General features: G+C 52.2%; 16 protein-coding genes and 2 pseudogenes. 13 read left to right on the forward strand and 5 right to left on the reverse strand.

Going from position 1 to position 20,701, the window contains the following annotated elements; translation table 11 throughout:
• The first annotated feature begins 786 nt into the window (after positions 1-786).
• Positions 787-1,815, forward strand: a complete 1,029-nt coding sequence (locus tag SYN7336_RS12455) for an IS5 family transposase (RefSeq protein ID WP_026100947.1) — start codon at positions 787-789, stop codon at positions 1,813-1,815.
• A gap of 1,558 nt (positions 1,816-3,373) precedes the next feature.
• A pseudogene (gene istA / locus SYN7336_RS32990) lies at positions 3,374-4,397 on the forward strand (IS21 family transposase); the annotation flags it as partial.
• A gap of 566 nt (positions 4,398-4,963) precedes the next feature.
• On the opposite strand, the gene SYN7336_RS12470 reads toward istA, so the two are convergent.
• Entirely contained in the window at positions 4,964-6,628 is a 1,665-nt protein-coding gene (locus SYN7336_RS12470; RefSeq protein ID WP_017324316.1) for an ISL3 family transposase, read from the reverse strand.
• Positions 6,629-6,648: 20 nt separating this feature from the next.
• Here SYN7336_RS12470 and SYN7336_RS31880 point away from each other — a divergent pair, with 20 nt between their 5' ends.
• The 5 genes and pseudogenes from SYN7336_RS31880 (at position 6,649) to SYN7336_RS12490 (ending at position 9,975) form a co-directional block, all read left to right on the forward strand.
• A complete protein-coding gene (locus SYN7336_RS31880) occupies positions 6,649-7,161 on the forward strand; it encodes a hypothetical protein (RefSeq protein WP_193789866.1) in 513 nt (170 codons plus the stop codon).
• Positions 7,162-7,294: 133 nt separating this feature from the next.
• A complete protein-coding gene (gene xerC, locus SYN7336_RS12480; protein ID WP_026100948.1) occupies positions 7,295-8,362 on the forward strand; it encodes a site-specific tyrosine recombinase XerC in 1,068 nt (355 codons plus the stop codon).
• Between the two features lie 179 nt (positions 8,363-8,541).
• Positions 8,542-8,772, forward strand: a pseudogene (locus SYN7336_RS30860) (RHS repeat-associated core domain-containing protein); the annotation flags it as partial.
• Positions 8,773-8,883: 111 nt separating this feature from the next.
• Positions 8,884-9,570, forward strand: a complete 687-nt coding sequence (locus SYN7336_RS30865) for a hypothetical protein (RefSeq protein WP_156820136.1) — start codon at positions 8,884-8,886, stop codon at positions 9,568-9,570.
• Positions 9,571-9,705: 135 nt separating this feature from the next.
• The gene (locus tag SYN7336_RS12490; RefSeq protein ID WP_017326287.1) at positions 9,706-9,975 is read left to right on the forward strand and encodes a hypothetical protein; all 270 of its coding nucleotides are present in this window, start codon (positions 9,706-9,708) and stop codon (positions 9,973-9,975) included.
• A 364-nt stretch (positions 9,976-10,339) separates the two neighbouring features.
• Here the strand turns inward: SYN7336_RS12490 and SYN7336_RS12495 are convergent, their stop codons facing one another.
• The 4 genes from SYN7336_RS12495 to SYN7336_RS12510 form a co-directional block, all read right to left on the reverse strand.
• Entirely contained in the window at positions 10,340-10,528 is a 189-nt protein-coding gene (locus SYN7336_RS12495) for a hypothetical protein (RefSeq protein WP_017326288.1), read from the reverse strand.
• On the reverse strand, positions 10,525-10,821 hold the full coding sequence (locus SYN7336_RS12500; protein WP_017326289.1) for a BrnT family toxin: 297 nt from the start codon (positions 10,819-10,821) through the stop codon (positions 10,525-10,527). Before SYN7336_RS12500 ends, SYN7336_RS12495 begins: the two co-directional genes overlap by 4 nt.
• Before the next feature lie 143 nt (positions 10,822-10,964).
• Positions 10,965-11,450 carry a transposase gene (locus SYN7336_RS12505; RefSeq protein WP_038025933.1) on the reverse strand — a complete coding sequence of 162 codons (486 nt, stop codon included), beginning with the start codon at positions 11,448-11,450 and terminating at the stop codon, positions 10,965-10,967.
• 394 nt (positions 11,451-11,844) lie between these two features.
• Positions 11,845-13,770: an ABC-F family ATP-binding cassette domain-containing protein gene (locus SYN7336_RS12510; RefSeq protein ID WP_026100949.1), complete on the reverse strand. Its 1,926-nt coding sequence runs from the start codon at positions 13,768-13,770 to the stop codon at positions 11,845-11,847.
• A gap of 248 nt (positions 13,771-14,018) precedes the next feature.
• On the opposite strand from SYN7336_RS12510, the gene SYN7336_RS12515 reads away from it, so the two are divergent.
• From SYN7336_RS12515 to SYN7336_RS12540, 6 genes are all read left to right on the forward strand, one after another.
• Positions 14,019-15,407 (forward strand): MFS transporter, encoded by a 1,389-nt coding sequence (locus SYN7336_RS12515; RefSeq protein WP_156820137.1) that lies wholly within the window; start codon positions 14,019-14,021, stop codon positions 15,405-15,407.
• 188 nt (positions 15,408-15,595) lie between these two features.
• A complete protein-coding gene (locus SYN7336_RS12520) occupies positions 15,596-17,194 on the forward strand; it encodes a peptide ligase PGM1-related protein (RefSeq protein ID WP_017326293.1) in 1,599 nt (532 codons plus the stop codon).
• Between the two features lie 70 nt (positions 17,195-17,264).
• Positions 17,265-18,434 carry a glutamine-hydrolyzing carbamoyl-phosphate synthase small subunit gene (gene carA / locus SYN7336_RS12525; protein ID WP_017326294.1) on the forward strand — a complete coding sequence of 390 codons (1,170 nt, stop codon included), beginning with the start codon at positions 17,265-17,267 and terminating at the stop codon, positions 18,432-18,434.
• A 32-nt stretch (positions 18,435-18,466) separates the two neighbouring features.
• Positions 18,467-19,069, forward strand: coding sequence for an orotate phosphoribosyltransferase (gene pyrE / locus SYN7336_RS12530; protein ID WP_017326295.1), 603 nt, complete (start codon positions 18,467-18,469; stop codon positions 19,067-19,069).
• A gap of 282 nt (positions 19,070-19,351) precedes the next feature.
• A complete protein-coding gene (locus SYN7336_RS25700) occupies positions 19,352-19,789 on the forward strand; it encodes a hypothetical protein (protein WP_017326296.1) in 438 nt (145 codons plus the stop codon).
• Between the two features lie 175 nt (positions 19,790-19,964).
• Positions 19,965-20,690: a Uma2 family endonuclease gene (locus SYN7336_RS12540; protein ID WP_017326297.1), complete on the forward strand. Its 726-nt coding sequence runs from the start codon at positions 19,965-19,967 to the stop codon at positions 20,688-20,690.
• Positions 20,691-20,701 lie beyond the last annotated feature (11 nt).

Here is a 20,701-nt window from a genome sequence, read left to right on the forward strand (position 1 = left end):
CTGTATTAGCTTGACAGTGTGAGCTTAGCTCGATTATCCATTCAGACCTACCAAACCCCTTGATTTTACCAGTATGGACCAGCGGGCGCATTCATACAAGAACCTACGGTTTTGAATGAAACCCTTGAACTATGGGCCTTTCAGCCTGTATAAAAACGACTGCAAGAAAAACGAGGGGATACTGTTGGCGAAGTCAATATTCAACTCCGAAACAGCGAGTTTTCACGACTTCAGTCCAGTAACAGTGAACGAGTTTAATGGGTTTGAAGCTCTGCTCTGGAGTTCGCCAACAGTATCCGAGGGTTTTCTTTGCACTGGGGTTTTAGTGGAAATTGGGCCTTGATGAGTGCAAGAAAACTCGTCCAAAAATCAAAATAAGGTTGACTGTGCAGTTCTAAGTTTCCTGACAGTGCAAAACCGTAGGTTTTTGCACGAATGCGCCCGCTGGTCCAGCATCCCAAAGCATCCACTGACTTTTCTTTGTATGTTGGGGCTTGCAAACAGAATCGGCAGGGCTCACAAACAAGCCGTTTTTGGGCTCACATTAAGTGCAAATAAGGAGCCCTCAGGACTCACATTAAGTGCAAATACTCCTTTTCCGCTCCATGATTGAGTAGCTGTTTTGCCCTAAACACACCTATCTTAGAGGCTTCCGGCTGTTTTTACCCTATGTATTCTTACGCCGGGAAGGGAGTAGCCCTCTTCTGTCATATGGGCACCTCGATTAATTGACTATTGAGGCCAAATAGTGAGATCATAGATTATCACTTGATGAGGTCTAAGGTGATGGGTCAGAAAGGTTTTTGGGATTGGGAAGAGCGTCGCAAAAAGCTGAGCAGTAAAAAACCTTTACTAGATAGATTAAATGATATAGTTCCCTGGGAAGAGTTTCGGCCACTTCTAGAGCAAATACATCAGAAAGAACGAAAAAGCAATGCAGGCCGTAAACCGTTCGATGTGATTTTGATGTTCAAGTTATTGTTGCTGCAGCAATTTTACAATATCAGCGACGAGGAATTAGAGTATCAGGTCAATGATCGACTTTCATTCATGCAGTTTTTAGATTTAGACATTGAGGATACTATACCTGATGCAAAGACAGTATGGTCATTTCGAGAGCAATTAACGAAACACGGATTGACGAGAGTGCTGTTTGAGAAGTTTGAGAATTATCTTTCGCGAGAAGGATATCATGCCCAAGAAGGGCAGATTGTAGATGCCACTCTAGTGCCAGTACCAAAGCAGAGAAATAGTCGAAAAGAGAATGAAAAAATCCGTGACGGAGAGATTCCAGAGGAATGGGAGGATAAGCCTCATCGCCTTGCTCAGAAAGACCTTGAGGCTCGTTGGACAAAGAAGAATGGACAGAGTCACTTCGGGTACAAGAATCATATTAGTATCGATGTTAAGTTTGGTTTTGTACGCCAATATCAAGTGACTGATGCAGCCGTACATGACTCTCGGGCTTTAGGAGAAGTCATAGACATAGAGAATTCAGATGACCGTATATGGGCAGATAGTGCTTATCGAAGTGAAGACATTGAATGGGTATTAGAGACAATAGGATTTGACAGTGAAATCCACGAGCGAGCATATCGAAATCGGCCTTTAAACGAAGAGCAAAAGTCAAGTAATCGCAAAAAATCTAGCACTAGAGCGAAAGTAAAACACGTATTTGGAGCTTGGGTGACGAGTATGGGAGGGAAGCTTGTACGTTCAATTGGCAAAGTTAGGGCTGAGACAAATATCGGTTTAAAGAATCTGGCATTTAATATCAAGAGATACATATTCCTAGAGTATCAGGCTGCTGTATAGGGAATCTATAGGATTTACTCTTAATTAAATCAACTTCCTGCTTTAGAACTAAGGCAGGAAGTTGATAATACCTAAAACTATGCCCTAGCCATCCCAGAAATAGATGAATTTTGTTTTTTTAGGTATGCGAAAATTAATTAATCGAGGTGCCCATATTGGGATAGGCTCGATAAATTGGCAGATAACTTTCTGGGGTTTGAGCTACTTGAATGAAGGATGCCATGCGTCTGAGACAGTTACTCTGTCAGGGATTGAGGGTTTCATGCCTTCATCTGCCGTTAGTTTGATGTTCGAGATTAAAGTTACAGAAAGCTTTTACTCTTGAATATGGAGCCCTCTTATGAATGAGAATAAAAGCTCTAGCCTTTACACCATAAGCATTTGAGGCTTGCGATGAATTTTATCCACGCCATTTGTATGATGAGCTTTTGCTCCATTATGACCGACCTGACAGAAGAGGGGTAGACTCACATTAACTGCAACGGGCTCACAAACAAGGATTTGGGCTCAGATTAATTGCAAATAGGCTGTGATGTATATGCAGCAATGCTTTTAGCCTTTTAGGTCGGTTTGTAGTGCCACTGAAGTGTCTGGAGAAAAGGAACCTTTTTCCTAGACGAATGTATACAGTTGATAGAGTTTAATTTAGACGCTATGCGTCCACATTATCGCCTGAAACAGTTTAGTCCCACTAACTCAAGTCACCTGCTACGTCTCGTGATACTCCCAAAAATTCCCAATTATCTGCACTATCTCCTGGCACTCGCTGCGCGGAGGGGTTGGCGCGATCGGTTTTTGGGGGTGAGGGGGTGTATGTGCAGGCGATCGGAACTTCAGTGATAAGTACGGCTAATCGTTTGGAGGGATTTTTGCTGGGGAGTAGCGGGGGGTGAAGTTTGGAGTGAGTGGTTAAATAATTAGCTTTAGCCTCCCCATGTGCTTGCAGGGCTTCCCCAGTTGGTGTTGATAGGCGTTCCCTCGATAGCACAATAAGTGATCGAGTCATAATCCACCTTGTATGAAGTGGACGTGCTCACGCTTATCCCTCTTCTGTCAGGTCAGTCACTATGGAGTAAATGTCAGTCATACAAACGGGAAGGAAAAATTCTCTGAGGCAGACCTCAAATGATTGCAGGGTAATGGCAAGAGATTTTATTTCTATTAATAATGGGACTCCATATTCAAGAGCAAAAGCTTTCCACACCTTAAATCCTGATCGTGAAATTGATGGCAGAGTAAGGGATGAATCCCTCAACCCGATACAGAACAACTGTTACAGACGAGTAGCATTCTTTTTCCAAATGTCTCAATCCTCAAAAAGTTATCTGTCAATTTGCCGAGATTATCCCGATCTGACAAAAGAGGGTTATAGCAGTTTCCAGATAGATAGTGTACAGCCTGCTTCTCAAACCAAGAGCCCCCAGTATCTGGCGACAATGATCTTGGCCGCCAAGTGTCAATCATCTTGGCCGGTGAAAGCGGAAACTAAGCAGCAACCCATATCCCCAGCTGCATAGTGCCCGGTCAACGAATCAATCAACGACAGGTCAAGATCTATATGAATGCAAGAGAGGGAGGTTGCGAGCAGGAAGCTGCGGCAGCCAAAGCTGGAATATCAACCCGAAGCAGTCGACGAATTGAGAGGGGGGAGCATCAACCGGGAAAGGCGCGTCAGCGCTGGCGCAGTCGCCCAGATCCGCTAGAGGCTGTTGGGAAAGTGAGCTGGAACCGTTGCTGCGTCGGGAACCGAAGCTCAAACCGATGACCCTGTTGCTCTATCTACAGAGGAAGCACCCTGGCGAGTATTCCCGTTCCATCTTGAGAACGCTGCAAAGGCGAGTGCAGCAATGGCGAGCCCAGCATGGCCCAGCCAAAGAAGTGATGTTTCCCCAGGAGCATCGTCCAGGCGAGCAAGGTCTGTCGGATTACACGCAACTGAAACGGTGAAGGTCACCATCGGGGGAGAAGCCTTTGCCCACCTGCTCTATCACTACCGTCTGGCCTACAGCGGTTGGCAATATGTGGAGATTGTGGAAGGGGGGGAAAGTTTCATCAGTCTCTCCGAATGCCTGCAAAATGCCCTGCATGAATGTGGCGGAGTGCCCAAAGCACATCGCACCGATAGCCTCAGTGCTGCCTATCGCAACCTGGGAGGACGAGCGGAAAAAGACTTGAGTTTCAGCTACCAAAAGCTGTGCGAACACTACCGCATGCGGCCCAGTCGGAATAACCGGGGTCAGGGTCACGAGAACGGTTCCATCGAATCCCCGCACGGTCACTTCAAACAGCGATTACGCCAAGCCCTGCTGCTGCGGGGAAGCACGGACTTCGACTCGAAAGCCGACTATCAGGCTTGTATTGCCGAAGTGGTGGCCTCTCTCAATCAGAGCTGCGAGGCAGAGTTCGGCATCGAACGAGAATTTCTGGGAGCTCTGCCGACTCATCGTCACCCGGATTGCGAAGTGCTCTCGGTTAAGGTGACTCGCAACAGTACCATCAGCGTGTGCTGTATCCTCTACACCGTCCCCTCTCGATTGATTGGCCAGCGACTGACGATCCACTTACACCACGACCGCTTGGTGGGGTTTGTGGGTCTGCAACCAGTGGTGGAGTTGAAGCGATTGCACGTGCCCAAAGAGGCTCCCAGCCGCCGGGGTCGCCAGCTCGATTACCGGCATGTGATTGACAGTTTGAGGAGCAAGCCGAGAGCCCTGCTCAACTGTCAATGGCGCGAGCAGCTCCTTCCCAGCGAGGACTACCGCCGTTTGTGGGGCCAGTTTCTCGAGCAGTTCGGTTCCGATACTGCTTGCCGGTTGATGGTGGCATCCCTCTACATCGCCGCCAAACAAGACAAGCAACAGGCGGTGCTGGAGTATCTCGAATCTCAGTTTGCGGCCCAAAGCTTGACCCTATCTGGCTTGCAGCAACAGTTCGGGCAGACTCAATCCTCCCCCCATCCGCTGGAGGTGCATCAACATTCTTTATTCGACTACGACCAACTGATTTGCCATGACTCTATCCAATCCCCGCATCCAGCAGACCCTACCGCTATTGCTCAAATCCTGCATATTCATCCGACTTCGGGGTCTTGTCCGCTTTTGGTGATCGTTAAATCTGTCCTAAATGAGGCGCTTATTTCGTATAAGAATCAACTGATTAGGATGAGGCGCTTGGCCAATAGCTCGAGCCCAGCCCTTCCAAACATCTGCCGTTTCAGCATTTTTAGTCGGTTGTTTTGACCCTCCACTGGCCCATTGCTCACCTCGAGTGTGAGAGCTGCTTTCACCGCATCGTAATCTTCTTGAAGACCCTTGGCAAAACTCCGTAATGCCTTGATTGAGCTGCTCACAGCTGTCTCCAGCCAATCGTCGAATTCCCCAGGCAGTCGCTCGCGCACCAGTTTGATGAACCCCTGAGCCAGAGCGATCGCCCCCGATAACTTTGGCTGCTGGCCCAGTTTTTCCAGCAGGGTTTTCTCCTCAGGCGTAAGGTTTTCAGGCCGTGTCAACAGCAGCCAAGCCGCCCGCTTGGCACTCAAAGGCTCTGACACTGGTGTGGCGGGTGATGGCGCTGGTCCCCGACCCGGTAAGTCATTGAGGGATTCTCGGCTGGGCTTGATGGAGGGCAGAGAGCAACGCAACTGCCGAGTGTAACGGGCGACGGTCATATAGCTGCCCGGGTACCCTTGCTGTTGGATCTCGCCAAACAACTGTTTAGTTTGTTGGCGCCCTTGCTGCCATTGCTCTGACAGGTAAGCCTTGTATGGATCCAAACAACTGGGGTTTCTCCGCCGCCCCACAGGATATTGCCATTCCGGAAACGTTGACGCGGCCAGGTAGGTATACACCGTTCGCTCGCCAATGCCGAGGTGATGGGCAATGTCTTTAATGGCATAGCCTTGCTTGCGTAGAGCATGGGTTTGTTCCCACTTCTCCAGTCGTATGGCCCGATTGACTTCCCTTTGGGTTCGATATCTATCCGGAGCAGCTTCGGGGGTCGGTGCTTCGGTTGGCTGTTGGGCTTGAATCTGTTGCTGCTCAACCTGTTCGAGCGACTGGGTTTGTCCCTTAAAGACTTTCTCTAAAGCCTCTTCGAGATTCTGCAACAGATGAAAGCGATCGGCTACCTGGATGGCATCGGGTGCTCCATCGCTCATGCCTCGCCTGTAGGCTTTGGAGCGATCTCTCGAGAGAATCTTCACGCCAGGATGCTCTTTCAACCAGGCTGCTAAGGTCCCAGCCGCCCGGTCGGGGAGTAGTGCGATCGGTTGGTTGGTCTCCAAGTCGACCAAGATCGTTCCGTAATGATGACCCGTGCGAAACGCGAAATCATCCACCCCCAATATCTTTGGCGTGGCCATGACTGGTAGGGGCAATTTGGAGATGGCTCGCAAGATGGTGTTGCGGCTGTATCCGTATCCGAGCTGATGGCTCAAGCGGGCTGCTGCCGAACCACCGAGGGCTAAGCCCATCGCTTCCAGTTGAGCCGTGTAGCGAGTCGTGCGTCTGGCCCAAGGCGCGACAACCTCGGGCAGACGCTCCGTAAAGATACGCCGAGGGCAACGCTCGTTGAGGCAGAAGAACTTACAGACTTGGAGCAATATCGTCAGCGTGAATTGAACTAATGGCAGATCCCTCAACGTTCTCTCATAGTGGCTATGGATGCGATCGGTGGAGCGATGACACAGCGGGCAACAGGCCACCGTTTGAGTCGAGCAGAGGTTAACAACGAGCTGTTGGTTGGCCGGATCGATACTCCAACTGTTCAAGCTCACATCCGTTTGGCTGGGCAGGAGATGCTGTAAAAGTTCCACGGGCTTGGCAGAGTGAGGGTTTGCACCTGGTATTCTCCTATACCTTCTCTGCATCACCAAAAGCGGACAAGACCCCGAAGTCGGATGAATATGCACTCGATGCGGCGAATCGTTCGCTCGCTGATTCCGGTCAAGTCACGGGTCGCTTTCTGAGTCGCCCCCGTTTGTCTGAGTTTTTGTGCCATGTATCGCTCCAGTCGGGTGAACATCTTGCCCTGTCTTGGGTTGAGCTTTTTTCCATTTTGGAATTAGCTCGCTCCACTACAGCTCATTCGACCGGCCATAATTTCCGGAATTTTTCCGGCCATAGTTTCCGGAATTCACACCATTCCGGCAGTCGCGGCCAAAGCTTTCAATACGAACTGCTCTATGACGGCAATCCTGCTGCACCAGGCGCTCATCAGATGGGCTTGATTGACCTGGACCATCTCAGACAGGAGTACGACACGCAAAAGAATGGGCCAATCCTCCATAAGAAGGGGCCAGGTTTGCCCCAAGTTGCCCCCAAGTTTGGGCCAAGTACGGGTGCCTAAAACCCAGTACTCAACGGGAATAGAGCCTGATTTTGGCTGACTTATCCAAAAAAGCACAGTACCCCCCTATCTCAAAACCGTACTTTTTGTCGTACTTTCCCGTCGTACTCACTTCCCCCCTCCTTAGCCGCTCATGTCCCGCAAGCGTCCCCCCAGCTTCGCCGATGTCCCCAACATCGCTGACCCACAAGGTTTTGTCTGTTTCATGAACCGCTATCTGGAGTGGATGGCTGTGCGTAACTACTCCCCCCGCACCATCGACTCTCGACAGGTTCACTTGACCCAGTTCATCAACTGGTGTGCCCAACGCTCTCTGCTACGTCCTGCCGAGATCACTAAGCCGATCCTGGAGCGCTATCAACGCTTTCTCTATCACTACCGTCAGCTCAACGGCAAACCTCTGTCTTTCCCCTCCCAATACAATCACTTGGTCGCCATTCGAGCCTGGTTTAAGTGGCTGACTCGCGACAATTTCATCCTCTACAACCCTGCCAGTGAGTTGGAGTTACCCAAGCGGGCGAGTCGCTTGCCCAAGGCCGTCCTCTCTGAGTCTGAGGCCGAGCAAGTGCTCGCTCAGCCCGATATTGCGACTCCTTTGGGCTTACGAGACCGCGCCATGATTGAAACCTTCTACAGCACCGGCATTCGTCGCTTCGAGCTGATTGGTTTACGTCTGCAAGACCTCGATGCCGAGCGAGGCACGTTGATGGTGCGCCAGGGCAAGGGGCGCAAAGACCGCGTGATTCCGATTGGCGCTCGCGCCATTGCTTGGATAGAGAAATATCTCGCCGATGTGCGTCCCCATCTTTGCTGTGGCTATGAAGATGGTCGCTTGTTTCTGTCTCATTTGGGGGAGCCGTTGAGTCCTCATAGTTTAAGTCGCTTGATTCACGCTTACGTCGATGCCGCCGAGATTGGCAAGCAGGGGAGTTGTCATTTATTCCGCCATACGATGGCGACCCTCATGCATGAGAATGGCGCTGATATTCGCCACATTCAAGCCATGCTCGGCCATGCCAGTCTCGATACCACTCAGGTCTACACCCAGATGTCGATTAAGAAGCTCAAGCAGGTTCATACCCTCACTCATCCCGCTCGCTCCGAGCGCTCGCTCACCGTCGACTGGAATCAAGAAGATCCCACCCCAGAGGAGTTGTTTGCAGATTTAGAGGCCGAGCGCTTGGAAGAGCTCTCGGATTGAGGCAGATTCCGCCTCAGCAGCCTTGCGACAATCTGCCTGACCCTTGCCACCCTCCTTAGCCGCTCCATTTCCTTCTCATTTGGGCACAGTACGTCTAAAGCTCTCAGTTGCCTCGGGGCGCATAGTTTCAGGGAACTGTAAAAGACCTGCTCGATGCTAATGGCAATCTGGTCAATCACATCAGCTATGACAGTTTTGGCAATATTACGGGTGAAACCAATCCTGATGTTGAATTCCGCTTTGGGTATACAGGTCGAGAGTTTGATGAGGAGACCGGGCTGTACTTCTATCGGGCACGTTACTACGACCCGCAGACGGGGAAGTTTGTAGGGGAAGACCCGCTTGGATTTGGCGCTGGTGATGCCAACCTCTCTCGCTACGTTGGTAATTCCCCAAGCAATTTCACCGACCCATCAGGATTGATGTCCAGGGGAGATTACATCCGCCAACGCAATGCCGAGCTGAATTCGGGGGAAAGGGAACGGTATAACCTGAGCAATTTGCCAGGAGACTTCGCTCAAATGCTGTTTCAGGATCTACCGCTCACATTGTTAGAGCAAGTTGTCGATCCGTCTGCTGCGGCAATTGGCGATACCTTCACATTGGGATACACTACCCAATTGCGCGAGGACCAGTTTGGTGATTGGGCTAGGCAGCAGCACGAGGGCAATGCATTCAAGTTGGGTCAGATAGCTACCTTTGCTCTTTCTTTCGGGGTGGGAGCAAACACACCAAATGCGCTGAAAGGTGTCTCTGGAGCGGGGCGTTTGGCACAAGGGTTCGACATTGTTAGCACATTTTCAGGATCCTATGAAAGTACAACTAATTTTCTCGAGGGATGCTTTTCTCTTCCTGACCTACTCAACTTTGCTCCACTCCTAGGAGTTCTGGGATCGAGGCTGGGTAGAGGAGACCCAAATAGTGGTTCCTCCTCACCAAGTCAGAGATCTCAAGAAATCTTTGATCGAATCCAAGAAGGGGTTGAAAATGGTGATTTTACTGTAAAATCAAATCCTCTGAATCCTGATACATTGCAAGAAAGCAATTTAACCATTGATTTCGGTGATGGAACAGGTGTGAATCTAAGGACAGAAACACATCCATTACAGCCAGGTGGAAGCCCTACCCGTCATACTAATGTTGAGGTAACGCGGAGAACCCCTAGGGGGAGGAACAGAGTAATTGAAAATATTCATATAACGCAGTAATATCATTAATTCTTTGAGAGCCAAAAATGTATCTTTTTGTGATAGGATGAAGAAGAATTAAATCTATATATTTGTGCTTGGCATTTTAGTATAATTTGACAGAATAAGTACGCCTAGAAAAACCGAGGAAAAGAGATGAAGAAGAAATTTGAATTTGAATTTGACGATTACTCATCTGAGAATAGAATCAAATTCGACTTTGACCAAGAAATAGATGAGGAGATGAAAATTATTATTGAAAATAAAATTCCAGTCTTGTATGCGAATAAGCAAGCTTACTTGGCATTGGCAAAAGCTTTTATAAAACTGGCTTTTGGTGAATACTCAAATGGGTTCCATTTTCATCTTAGACAAAACTTCGATGCTGATGAACAAGAAGCTATTCGTTGCCACTTAATAGATTGATTGAACGAAGACACTGTCCACGGAACTAGTCTTACCCTCATGTCCACCCCCGAGGCTAGTACGTAAATGAAGTCGCTGCGCTCCGCCTGTTCCGCATCGCCGCTCATCAAGCGCACTGCGTGCAACGGCAATGCTAGTCCCCCCACCCGCGCTAATCGCGCCTCCCAATTCGCGCCAAGCCGCCCCCGCGCAACCCCGCTAATGCCCAACAGTGCCATCAACTAAGCAGGGGCAACGCACCCACCCACCCGCCGTAGCTGCTTGGCGCGGGAAAAAACACGGGCACGACCCTCAAGATTGTTTTGCTCCTCAAAGGTAAGAGCAGGTAAACCTGCCCTCACCTTCGAGGTCGACACCATCAATATCAGCTCAAATCCATCTCTCTTCTCAGAAGATTATTGACAAAATCATTCAGGTCGATCCCTTTCTCTGCCGCCTTCCTTTTGACAAATTCCTGTACCTCATCATCGAGATAGATGGGAGACTTAAACGTTGAATTAGGACGGTAGAACTTGCCCCGTTCCGCCTTAGAAAAGTCATATTCAGCTTTCATAGCTCTCCTTCTTCATAGCGACGAATTTCCCGCTTAGTCGCTCGTCTTGCCGAAATGATTTGCACGTCAATAACATCTTCATACTCGTCAGCCGTATGAACGACCAGCAAATACTGACCACCCATCTTCCTTCCCAGTGTAATCCAGTGTTCTTCGAACAAACTGTGCTCTTCATCAAAAAGCGTCAGAGCCATAGGATCTTCAAAAACCCCCTCCGCCTCTCGAAAGCTAACTCCATGTTTCTCGAGATTGGTCCGAGCCTTAAGCGGGTCCCACTGAAAACGATACTGCATCCCACTGCTCAAGCGAGTGCCTCATTTTGGGCTTCGACTTGTTTCTATCTCATCAGCAAACGCTCGTTTGGCATTGTGCTTGAGGATCAAGCTTTCTAGCAGCGCCTTAACAATTTTGATTTCCTCATCATCGAACCGCACCCTCAGCTATCGGCTGCCCCAAAAGAACCGCCAATCCGGCGCGGCCATCCGCATGTGAATTCCGGCCATAGTTTCCGGAATTCACAACGTTCCTGAGCGCGAGCCAGCAACTTATCGAGCAGTTGTTGTTCCACACCGCCACGCACTAATCGTTGGCGAAATTCGCTCAGCACTGAAGCATCAATGCCGGGATCGTCTAACTCCAGACTCAAGGCATATTTCCAATCAATACGCCCCCGCACCTCATCCGCTGCTTGCCGGTCGCTTAAATCGCCGATGTATTGCATCACCGCAATCATGGCTGGTCGCCCTGGCGGCTGGCCTGGTTGTCCTCGCTGCCCAAATAAGCTCTTGAAGTCCTCATCCTCGTAGGGAGAGCCCAATTCATCCCGCAAGTTCATCGCAGTCGTCCCTTTTGGAAACGCTTGATGGGCTACGGATGCTGTTTGCTCGGGAATGGGAGGAATCTTTTGGGGCATGCAGGACATGGCTAGCTACCTCATAACGCACTCGCTCGCGATTAGACAGCATCGGTTTTAAACAGAGAAATAGTCTGAAATGCCGAGTGGATAAGGGATTTCTACTTTGGAGACAAAGATTGCCTGTACCTTTGTACCGTCGGCCTTCCAGTTTATTCCTGCCGCCTAGTTCCGCAGAGTATGTCTATTCTGACAGCCCGCTATTCGAGCAGACTTACCATCCTTGGGCCTCCTTCCCTTTGACTCACGGCAGCTAACACTGGCCAGTATCTGCAGTAGTATTACGCTTTGTTGAATTCGCCAGCAGGATCAATTTTGGGAGAGGGGCTGGGGGTGAGGGCCATTCAGAGCCATCGAACTCAGGTTTTATGAAGAATTGGGCATTTCTACGTTACCCTGTCCTTTACGACTCCATCTCAGCCAGCTCCAGCCAACGTTCGGTCGCCAGATCGATGTCTGCACTCAACTCAGCGAGTTGTTCCGAGAGTTTTTGCACTTCGCTAAAGCCACTCGGAGGATTATTGTAGAGCTGTTTCTCCAGATCCTCCTTCTGTGCTTCCAACGTGGGAATTTTGAGTTCGAGTTCTTCTAATTCGCGGCGCTGATAATTGGAGAGGCGTCGGCGTTTGGGCGCTGTAGATTTTTCTTTCAGGGGCTTGTCAGACTTGGCTGTTTTAGGGACTGTCTTCTCTTCTGCTTTGGCTTCTGTTGCTTCAGCTTGTTTGTAATCTAAGTAAATGGAGTAATTGCCGGGATATTGGCGTAAACGACCGCCCGGTTCGAGGGCAAAGATGCGATCGACCGTGCGATCGAGGAAATAGCGATCGTGGGAAACGGCGATCGCGCAGCCAGTGAAATCTTCAAGATATTCTTCCAAAACTGCCAGGGTTTGAACGTCGAGATCGTTGGTGGGCTCGTCGAGAACGAGCACATTGGGGGCACTCATCAAAACCCGCAGGAGGAAGAGGCGACGTTTTTCGCCACCGGAGAGTTTGTGGATGGGGGTGTATTGCCGATCGCTGCTAAACAGAAAGCGCTCCAGCATTTGAGAAGCACTGATTTGGCTGCCATCGGCAGTGCTAACATACGAGGCTACATCTTTGATGTATTCGATGACCCGCTGCTGTTGCTCGATCGCGCTCAAAATCTGCTCGGAATGTTGATCGAAATAGCCAATGTGGATGGTAGAACCGATTTCCACTGTTCCCGAATCGGGTTCCAGGCGTCCGGTGATGATGTCGAGCAGGGTTGATTTGCCCGCACCGTTGCCACCAATAATGCCGATGCGATCTTCGGGGCTGAATTCGTAGCTGAAATTTGAGATCAGCCTGCGCCCGTTATAGGCTTTTGAGACTGCTTGCAGCTCAATCACCTTTTTGCCGATACGGCGTCCGGGGGTATCGATCTCGACTTTGCCTTGCACTGACTTGAATTCGCGATCCTGCATGTCGCCAATGCGATCGATTCTGGCTTTCTGCTTCGTGCTTCTGGCTTTAGGACCGCGTTTGAGCCATGCCAGTTCCCGACGGAGAACCCCCTGGTGCTTGCGTTGAGACTGGACTGCGGCAGCTTCGGCGGCGACTTTCTTTTCGAGGTAGTAGGAATAGTTACCAGCGTAGGCGTAGAGATCGCCGCGATCGATTTCGAGGATGCGGTTGGTGACGCGATCGAGAAAGTAGCGATCGTGGGTAATCAGGAGAATGGCACCGCGATAGTCGCTCAAATAGGTTTGCAGCCATTCAACAGAGACTGCGTCGAGATGGTTGGTGGGCTCGTCCATTAAGAGCAGGTCGGGTTCGCTCAGGAGGGCGGTGGCAAGGGCAATGCGTTTGCGATAGCCGCCAGAGAGGGTACCGACTTTGGCCTCGAAATTGTCGATCCCGAGTTTGCTGAGGACGATTTTGGCTTTGGTTTCGAGGTCCCACGCACCGGCCTGTTCGATCTTCTCGGTCGCGCTGGTAAGGCGGCTCATGAGTTGAGCTAACTCGTCTTCTGGGGCACGGGCAATTTTGTGGGACAGATCTTCGTATTGTCGAATTAGCTTCATTTGCTCGCTGCTGTCGGCGAAAATTTGTTCGAGGACGGTGAGTTCTTCGCTGACATCGGGTTGTTGGGGCAAGTAGACGATGGTTGCCCCAGATTTGACGAGGCGTTGCCCTCCATCAATGGGCTCAATGCCTGCGAGCATTTTGAGTAGGGTGGATTTTCCAGAGCCGTTAACGCCGATCAGCCCGACTTTATCGTTCTCGTCGATGCTGAAGCTGGCATCGCGCAGAATCTCCTTGATGCCGAAGTCTTTGTGGAGGGATTGCAGGGTTAGGATACTCATGAGGTATAAGGCGAGATCGGGGCTGAGCGGGGGCGATCGGTCGAGGTTCAGATTGGCTGAGATTGACGCTAACAGTCTCACATACTCAATCCTACTGCTCGCATAAGAGCGCTCGGGTCCAGGAGCTGTCCATTTCAAACGGGAGGGGTTTGGCAGCCAAAACCCGCGAGCGCCCTCTGTCTTTGGCACCTCGCAGATACCCCGCTCGCCTATCTCCCATTTGTTCAATTCAACTCAACGAGAAACCGATGACCGAGTGGACCGAGAACACCGTTGCCGAGCCGCCTGTCATGTCGGAGCGATCGCCTGCTAGCCCTGCCCCAGAAGAGCCGACTTCTCCCCCAGTAGAGGAGGAATCGGGTCGGTATCGAGATGTCTTGAAAAACCGCAATTTCTTAGCCCTATGGAGCGGTCAGGTCTTTTCGCAACTCTCGGATAAGATCTTTCTCGTGCTGTTGGTGGCCCTGATTGCCGCCCACTTTCAAGCCGGACGGGAATCGATTAGTGGTTGGGTCTCGGCGGTGATGGTGGCATTCACCATTCCGGCCGTGCTGTTTGGCTCGCTGGCCGGGGTCTATGTCGATCGCTGGTCGAAGAAATGGGTCATGGTCGGTACCAATCTGGTGCGGGGGCTATTGGTTTTGGCCGTGCCGAGCGTACTGTGGCTGTTTGGCGAAGATGCCGCGATCGCCGGCTGGCCGATGGGATTTCTAGCTCTACTGGCCATTACCTTCACCGTCTCCACCCTCACCCAATTTTTTGCCCCCGCCGAACAAACTGCCATTCCGCTCATCGTCAAGAAGCGCTACCTATTACCTGCGAACTCCCTTTACACCACAACCATGATGGCTTCGGTCATTATCGGTTTTGCGATTGGCGAGCCCCTACTCGATTTGGCCAACCGCGTTTCCGAGTGGCTGTCCTTTGGCCCCGAGTTGGGGTCTGAAGTCTTTGTGGCGGGAGGATATCTGCTGGCCGGAGCAATCTTATTTGCAATGGTGACGGGAGAGGGCGATCGCGACTCCACCGCAGGCGATCGCCACATCTGGGCCGACTTAAAAGAAGGATTGCAATATTTGAGGCAAACAAACCGGGTTCGTGCTGCCATTATTCAACTGGTGATTTTATTCTCGATCTTTGCAGCGCTGGCCGTTTTGGCAGTGCGCTTGGCGGAATTGATTCCTCAACTAGAAGCCGAGGAGTTTGGCATCCTCTTAGCCTCTGCTGGCATCGGTATGGGGTTGGGGGCATTAGTAGTGGGTAAGTGGGGCGATCGCCTGCCTCGGTCGGTCTGTAGCGGCTTGGGGTCCCTCGGCATGGCTGCAGCTCTGACGGTACTGGCGCTCGTGCCCGAGCAACTGTGGCCCAGTCTGTTCGCTATTGGGGTACTGGGGTTTTCGGGTGCTGTCGTGGGAGTCCCGATGCAGACGTTAATCCAAGAGCAAACCCCGGCTGACTTGCGAGGCAAGGTTTTCGGCCTGCAAAATAATGCTATCAATATTGCCCTTTCGCTGCCTCTGGCCTTGGCTGGCCTTGCAGAAGCCAAATTTGGTTTGGCCCCAGTATTGTGGAGCCTAGCCGCGATTTCGGGAGTGTCGGGGACATTGTTGGGACTACTGAGCAATCGATCCCAATGAGGTTTGCTGTCTTGCGAGCCGATCTGCCGCTCGAACGACACTGCCGACACTATTGAATCGGCAACTCGGTTTCTATGCCAGGGGCTCGGGTGCGGCAGAGGTTCTCATTCCCGCTGCTGGCTCGCTTGTATTAAGCGATTGAGATATTCTCCATGCCCGATTTGAATGCCTTCTAGGATTGAAATCAGATGGCCTTCGCGGCATACACCGACGGGAGAGCGATATCCTTGCAAACACTCAACCCTAGCTCCGAGACTGCAGCCGAGCGCTTCCAGCACCTGCAAGGCAAACTGCGGGACTACTGGCAGGCGATCGAAGAATCCAACACCAGCGAATACACCATGCTGGTGCTCCCCTCCCTCAGCCTCGACCAGCGGGAAATGCAAAAGATTCCGGGGGTGCATCACTACGAAGAACGCCTCCTGTTCTCCCTCATCCGCCTGCAAAATCCCCGCGCCCGCGTCATCTATATCACCTCGCAACCGCTCTCCCCCATCGTCGTTGACTATTACCTCCACCTACTCTCCGGCATTCCCTTCTCCCACGCCCGCGATCGCCTACTGCTGCTCTCCACCTATGACGGCTCCCAAAAACCCCTCTCCCAAAAGCTGCTCGAACGCCCCCGCCTGATGGAGCGCATTCGCCGTGCCCTGCACGTCACCTCCTCCACCTACGCCATCTGCTACAACTCCACCCCCTGGGAACGGGAACTATCCTTGCAATTGGAGGTGCCTCTATTCGCCCTCAACCCCGACTTACTCTATTGGGGTACCAAAAGTGGCAGCCGCCAAATCTTTGCCGAATGCGGCATTCCCCACCCCGATGGCAGCGACTTGGTGCAGTCGGTGGAGGATCTCGCCGTTGCTGCCGCCGACCTGTGGGAGCGCCAGCCCCATCTGAAGCGGATGGTGATCAAACTCAATCAGGGGTTTTCCGGCGAAGGGAATGCCTTACTCGATTTGCAGCCCTTCGAGATCGCGGCTCCCGGTGCAGCCTCTCACTGCGAACGAGTTGCCGTATTGCAAGGGGGATTCGCTTTGGCTAGCTTCCAAGCGCAGGGGGAAACTTGGGAAAACTTCTCCAGCCGCATTCCAGAATTGGGGGCGATTGTGGAAGCGTTTGTGGAGGGGAAGCACAAACGATCGCCTAGCGTACAGATGGTCATTCTCCCCAGCGGCGAAGTGGAAGTGCTCTCCACCCACGACCAAATTTTGGGCGGTCCAGACGGTCAAATTTATTTGGGCTGCCAGTTCCCGGCAGATGCCGACTATCGCCTGCGCCTGCAGGAATTGGGCCAGGCGATCGGGCGCAATTTATCCCAAAAGGGTGCCCTCGAGCGGTTTGGTGTGGATTTTATTGCCGTTCGCGATCCGGCCAAAACGGGTGTGGAGGCTTGGGATCTGCAGGCGATCGAAATTAACCTCCGCAAAGGGGGCACCACCCATCCTCAAATGACCCTCAAGCTACTCACAGACGGTCATTACGATCTCGAGAATGGCTTGTTCTACAGTCCCCACGGTCAGGCAAAGTACTATACCGCCACCGATAATCTGAAAAAGGAGCAATACCGAGGCCTATTGCCCACTGATTTGATGGATATCATTGCTCTGCACCGGCTGCACTTCGACAGCAGCACCGAAACTGGAACGCTCTTTCACCTCATGGGCACACTGTCCGAGTTTGGCAAAGTGGGATTGACCAGTATTGGCAACTCACCTGAGCAGGCGGAGACGATCTACCGTCAAGTCGTCAAGGTGTTGGATGCAGAAACGCAGTTGGAAGCATAGCGCGGCCAAACTCCACCGACAACTATCCCCCAAACGCTATGATTAGTTGGCGATTTTGGCCTCACCTACTATGCTCGACCCCCATCGCGCCTCCCGCAAACCCGCGCTACTGGTGTTAGCAGACGGCACCACCTATCGCGGCTGGTCGTTTGGCGCTGAAGGGACCACCCTCGGAGAGGTGGTCTTCAACACGGGTATGACTGGCTACCAAGAAGTCATGACCGACCCCAGTTATTGCGGTCAAATTGTCACGTTTACCTATCCCGAACTGGGCAACACCGGCATTAACGACCTCGACAGCGAATCCGATCGCCCCCAAATCAAGGGAGTCATTGCCCGCAACATCTCCCGCATGCCCAGCAACTGGCGCAGCCAGACCCCCCTGCCCGAGTATCTGAAACAGCACGGCATCGTCGCCATCTACGGCATCGACACCCGCGCCCTCACCCGCAAAATTCGTAGCGAAGGGGCCACCAATGGCGGCATTTCTACAGAGATTGCAGATCCCGCAACGCTCTTAGCCAAAGTTCGTGCGATTCCATCGATGGCCGGTTTGAATTTGGCCGCAGTGGTGACTGCAAGCGAGGCTTATGAATGGCTAGAGCCGACCTGCGACGAATGGGTATATGGGGAGATTGAGGGCGATCGCAATCCAACTCTGACCGTTGTGGCGATCGACTTCGGCGTCAAGCGCAACATTCTCCGCCGCCTCGCCAGCTACGGCTGCCGCGTCATCGTCCTGCCCGCAGCGGCTACTCCCGAAGACATCTTGAAGCACAACCCCGACGGCATTTTCCTCTCCAACGGCCCCGGCGACCCCGCTGCCGTCACCCAGGGTATTGCAACCACCAAAGCCTTGTTAGAGCAGGGCAAGCCCATGTTTGGCATCTGCCTGGGCCACCAAATTCTCAGCCTAGCGATGGGCAGCGACACCTTCAAACTCAAATTCGGCCATCGCGGTCTCAATCAACCCTGCGGCCTCGATCGCCAGGTGGAAATCACCAGCCAAAACCACGGTTTTTCCGTCTCTGCCGATGCCATCAACGCCGAGGCAGACTTCGAAATCACCCATCTCAACCTCAACGATCGCACCATTGCCGGCATCCGGCACAAAACCTTACCCATTTTCTCGGTGCAATACCACCCCGAAGCCAGCCCCGGCCCCCACGATGCCGATTACTTATTCGGTCAATTTGTCACTGCCATGCGCCAACATGCCGCCCAGCCAGAGGCTATCTAGCTCGTTCGCATCAAGTCAACTCACCTTCAACCATGCTGCTACTATCGCGATCGCCCCTCACTCTTGCTCCTGCCGAACAAAAACAAGCCCTCATCTATCTCATCCGCGAACTCGCCTACCGAGAAGGAGACTTCACCCTCGCATCGGGCCAAAAGAGCAGCTATTACATCAACTGCAAACCCGTCACCCTACACCCCCAAGGGGCATATCTGGTGGGGCAACTACTGCTCGCCGAGCTGCCTGCCAGTACCCAAGCTGTAGCCGGTCTCACTCTTGGCGCCGACCCAATTGTTTCTGCTGTCAGCATCGCCTCTGTCTACAACACCGAGGGGCTGACGAATCTGCCCGCCCTCATTGTCCGCAAGCAAGCGAAGGGTCACGGCACCCAAGCCTATATCGAAGGCCCCGCATTGGCGGAAAACACCTGTATCTGGATTCTGGAAGATGTCGTCACGACCGGTGCTTCTGCCTTGCAGGCAGCGGAGCGAATCGCGGGTGCAGGTTACGAGGTGGGCGGAATTCTAGCTTTGGTCGATCGCGAACAGGGGGGAGCCGAGTGCTACGCCAGCGCAAAGCTGCCGTTTCGCCGTCTCCTCACCATTGAGGATATCCGCACGGCGATCGTTCGCTTCTGACTAAATCTCGGGGTTTTCCGCCTAGGGGGCAATGGTTTTCTGCTCTCATAGATATAACCTGAGTTCGACAGGCGTCTGTCGAACTGACGTAGATATAAGGGGGCTAATGCTAGGGTAATCACTTTCTGTTTTTTAGGTTAACTTTCCCCATGCAAGATTTGCGTTGTCCATATAACGGTTAAGCGGTCGGATGAACATGCTATTTTTCTAGCATCCTGCGCGATCGCGCAGTCACTCGGAGTCAGTTCGGGGAGTCAAGTCTACGAACAACTACTCAGCCTGGTGAGACGAGCTAACGAGCAACTCAAGCAACAGGGGCTCAACCGCCAATCCCACCTCAAGTTTGCTCAGGCCACTCAACAGATGAATCTCTCAGAACAAGGGCAAGCCTTGAGAACGCAGGTGATTGACTATATCCAGCAGCAAGGGAGTTCCCTCGATGACACCCAAACTTGGGTGGCTAGCTCAGATGTGCTTGAGTCACTGTTTGGCAAATATAAGCTCTTTAGCCAGCGCAGTCCGTTGCAAGAGGTCGGGCGACTGATTCTGACGCTCCCGTTATGTACCGTCCAGTTGACAGTACCCTTAGTCAAACGAGCGCTCGAAACCATGCGAGGGATAGATGTCGACAATTGGGCAAAGCAGGTGCTCGGCATCTCCATGTTCGCTCAGCGAAGGGCGGCCTTCAAGCAACAAGAAGGAGACACAAAAGTAGCATGAAAAATACTCGTCAAACCCTGTCAGAATCCACTCCCTAGGCTGGAGCTGGTTGCTCGGGCAGTGAGAGAACTACTGTATCCCCCTCCAGCGCTACTCCCCACCATCTTTACCAAATCACCATCAGCGACACTGCAGCCAGCGCTACGATAGAGTGAGCTCAATTGGAGCAGAGCTGATGGTACAGTTCAAACCCCGCCAACACCTCCCCACTCAAGACGAACTGCCCGAAACTGACTTTGCCCCTGTGGATAGCGAATTGCAAACGCTCGTCGCCAGCCTCCTGGGCGACATCCTCGCTTGGCACTGGCGCGATCGCAATGATTGGTTCTGGGGCATCAACTTAGGGGTTTATTACAAACTCAATACACCTGCCATTGTCCCCGATGGCTTCTTGAGCCTGGGGGTGGCACACTTCGATCGCTCGGATGGCAGACAGAGCTATGTGGTCTGGCATGAGGGCGCGCTCCCCATTCTGGTTATGGAATACGTCTCTCGCAGCTACGGGCAAGAGTACGGCTCCAAGCTGGCAGACTACGCCAGTATCGGAGTGTTGTACTACGCGATCTACAATCCCGTTTACTGCTCCCGCAAACGGCGTCAGCCCCTAGAGATTTACCGACTTGAAGGCGATCGCTACGTCTTGCTGGAGGGCGACCCTGTTTGGTTGCCCGAGATTGGCCTGGGCTTGGGCAGAGAGACTGGCACTTACCGAAATTGCCAGAGAGAGTGGCTGTACTGGTACGACCGAGAGGGGAATCGACTGACGGCACCTGCAGAGGTCGCCGAGCAGGAGCGACAGTTACGCGAGCAGGAGAGCCTGCGGGCCGATCGGGAACGCTTGAGGGCCGAACAACTGCTGGATAAACTCCGACAAAAGGGAATCGATCCAGATACGCTCTAACCCGCGAACAT

This window comes from Synechococcus sp. PCC 7336 (genome assembly GCF_000332275.1).
Taxonomy (GTDB): Bacteria; Cyanobacteriota; Cyanobacteriia; order Thermostichales; family PCC-7336; genus PCC-7336.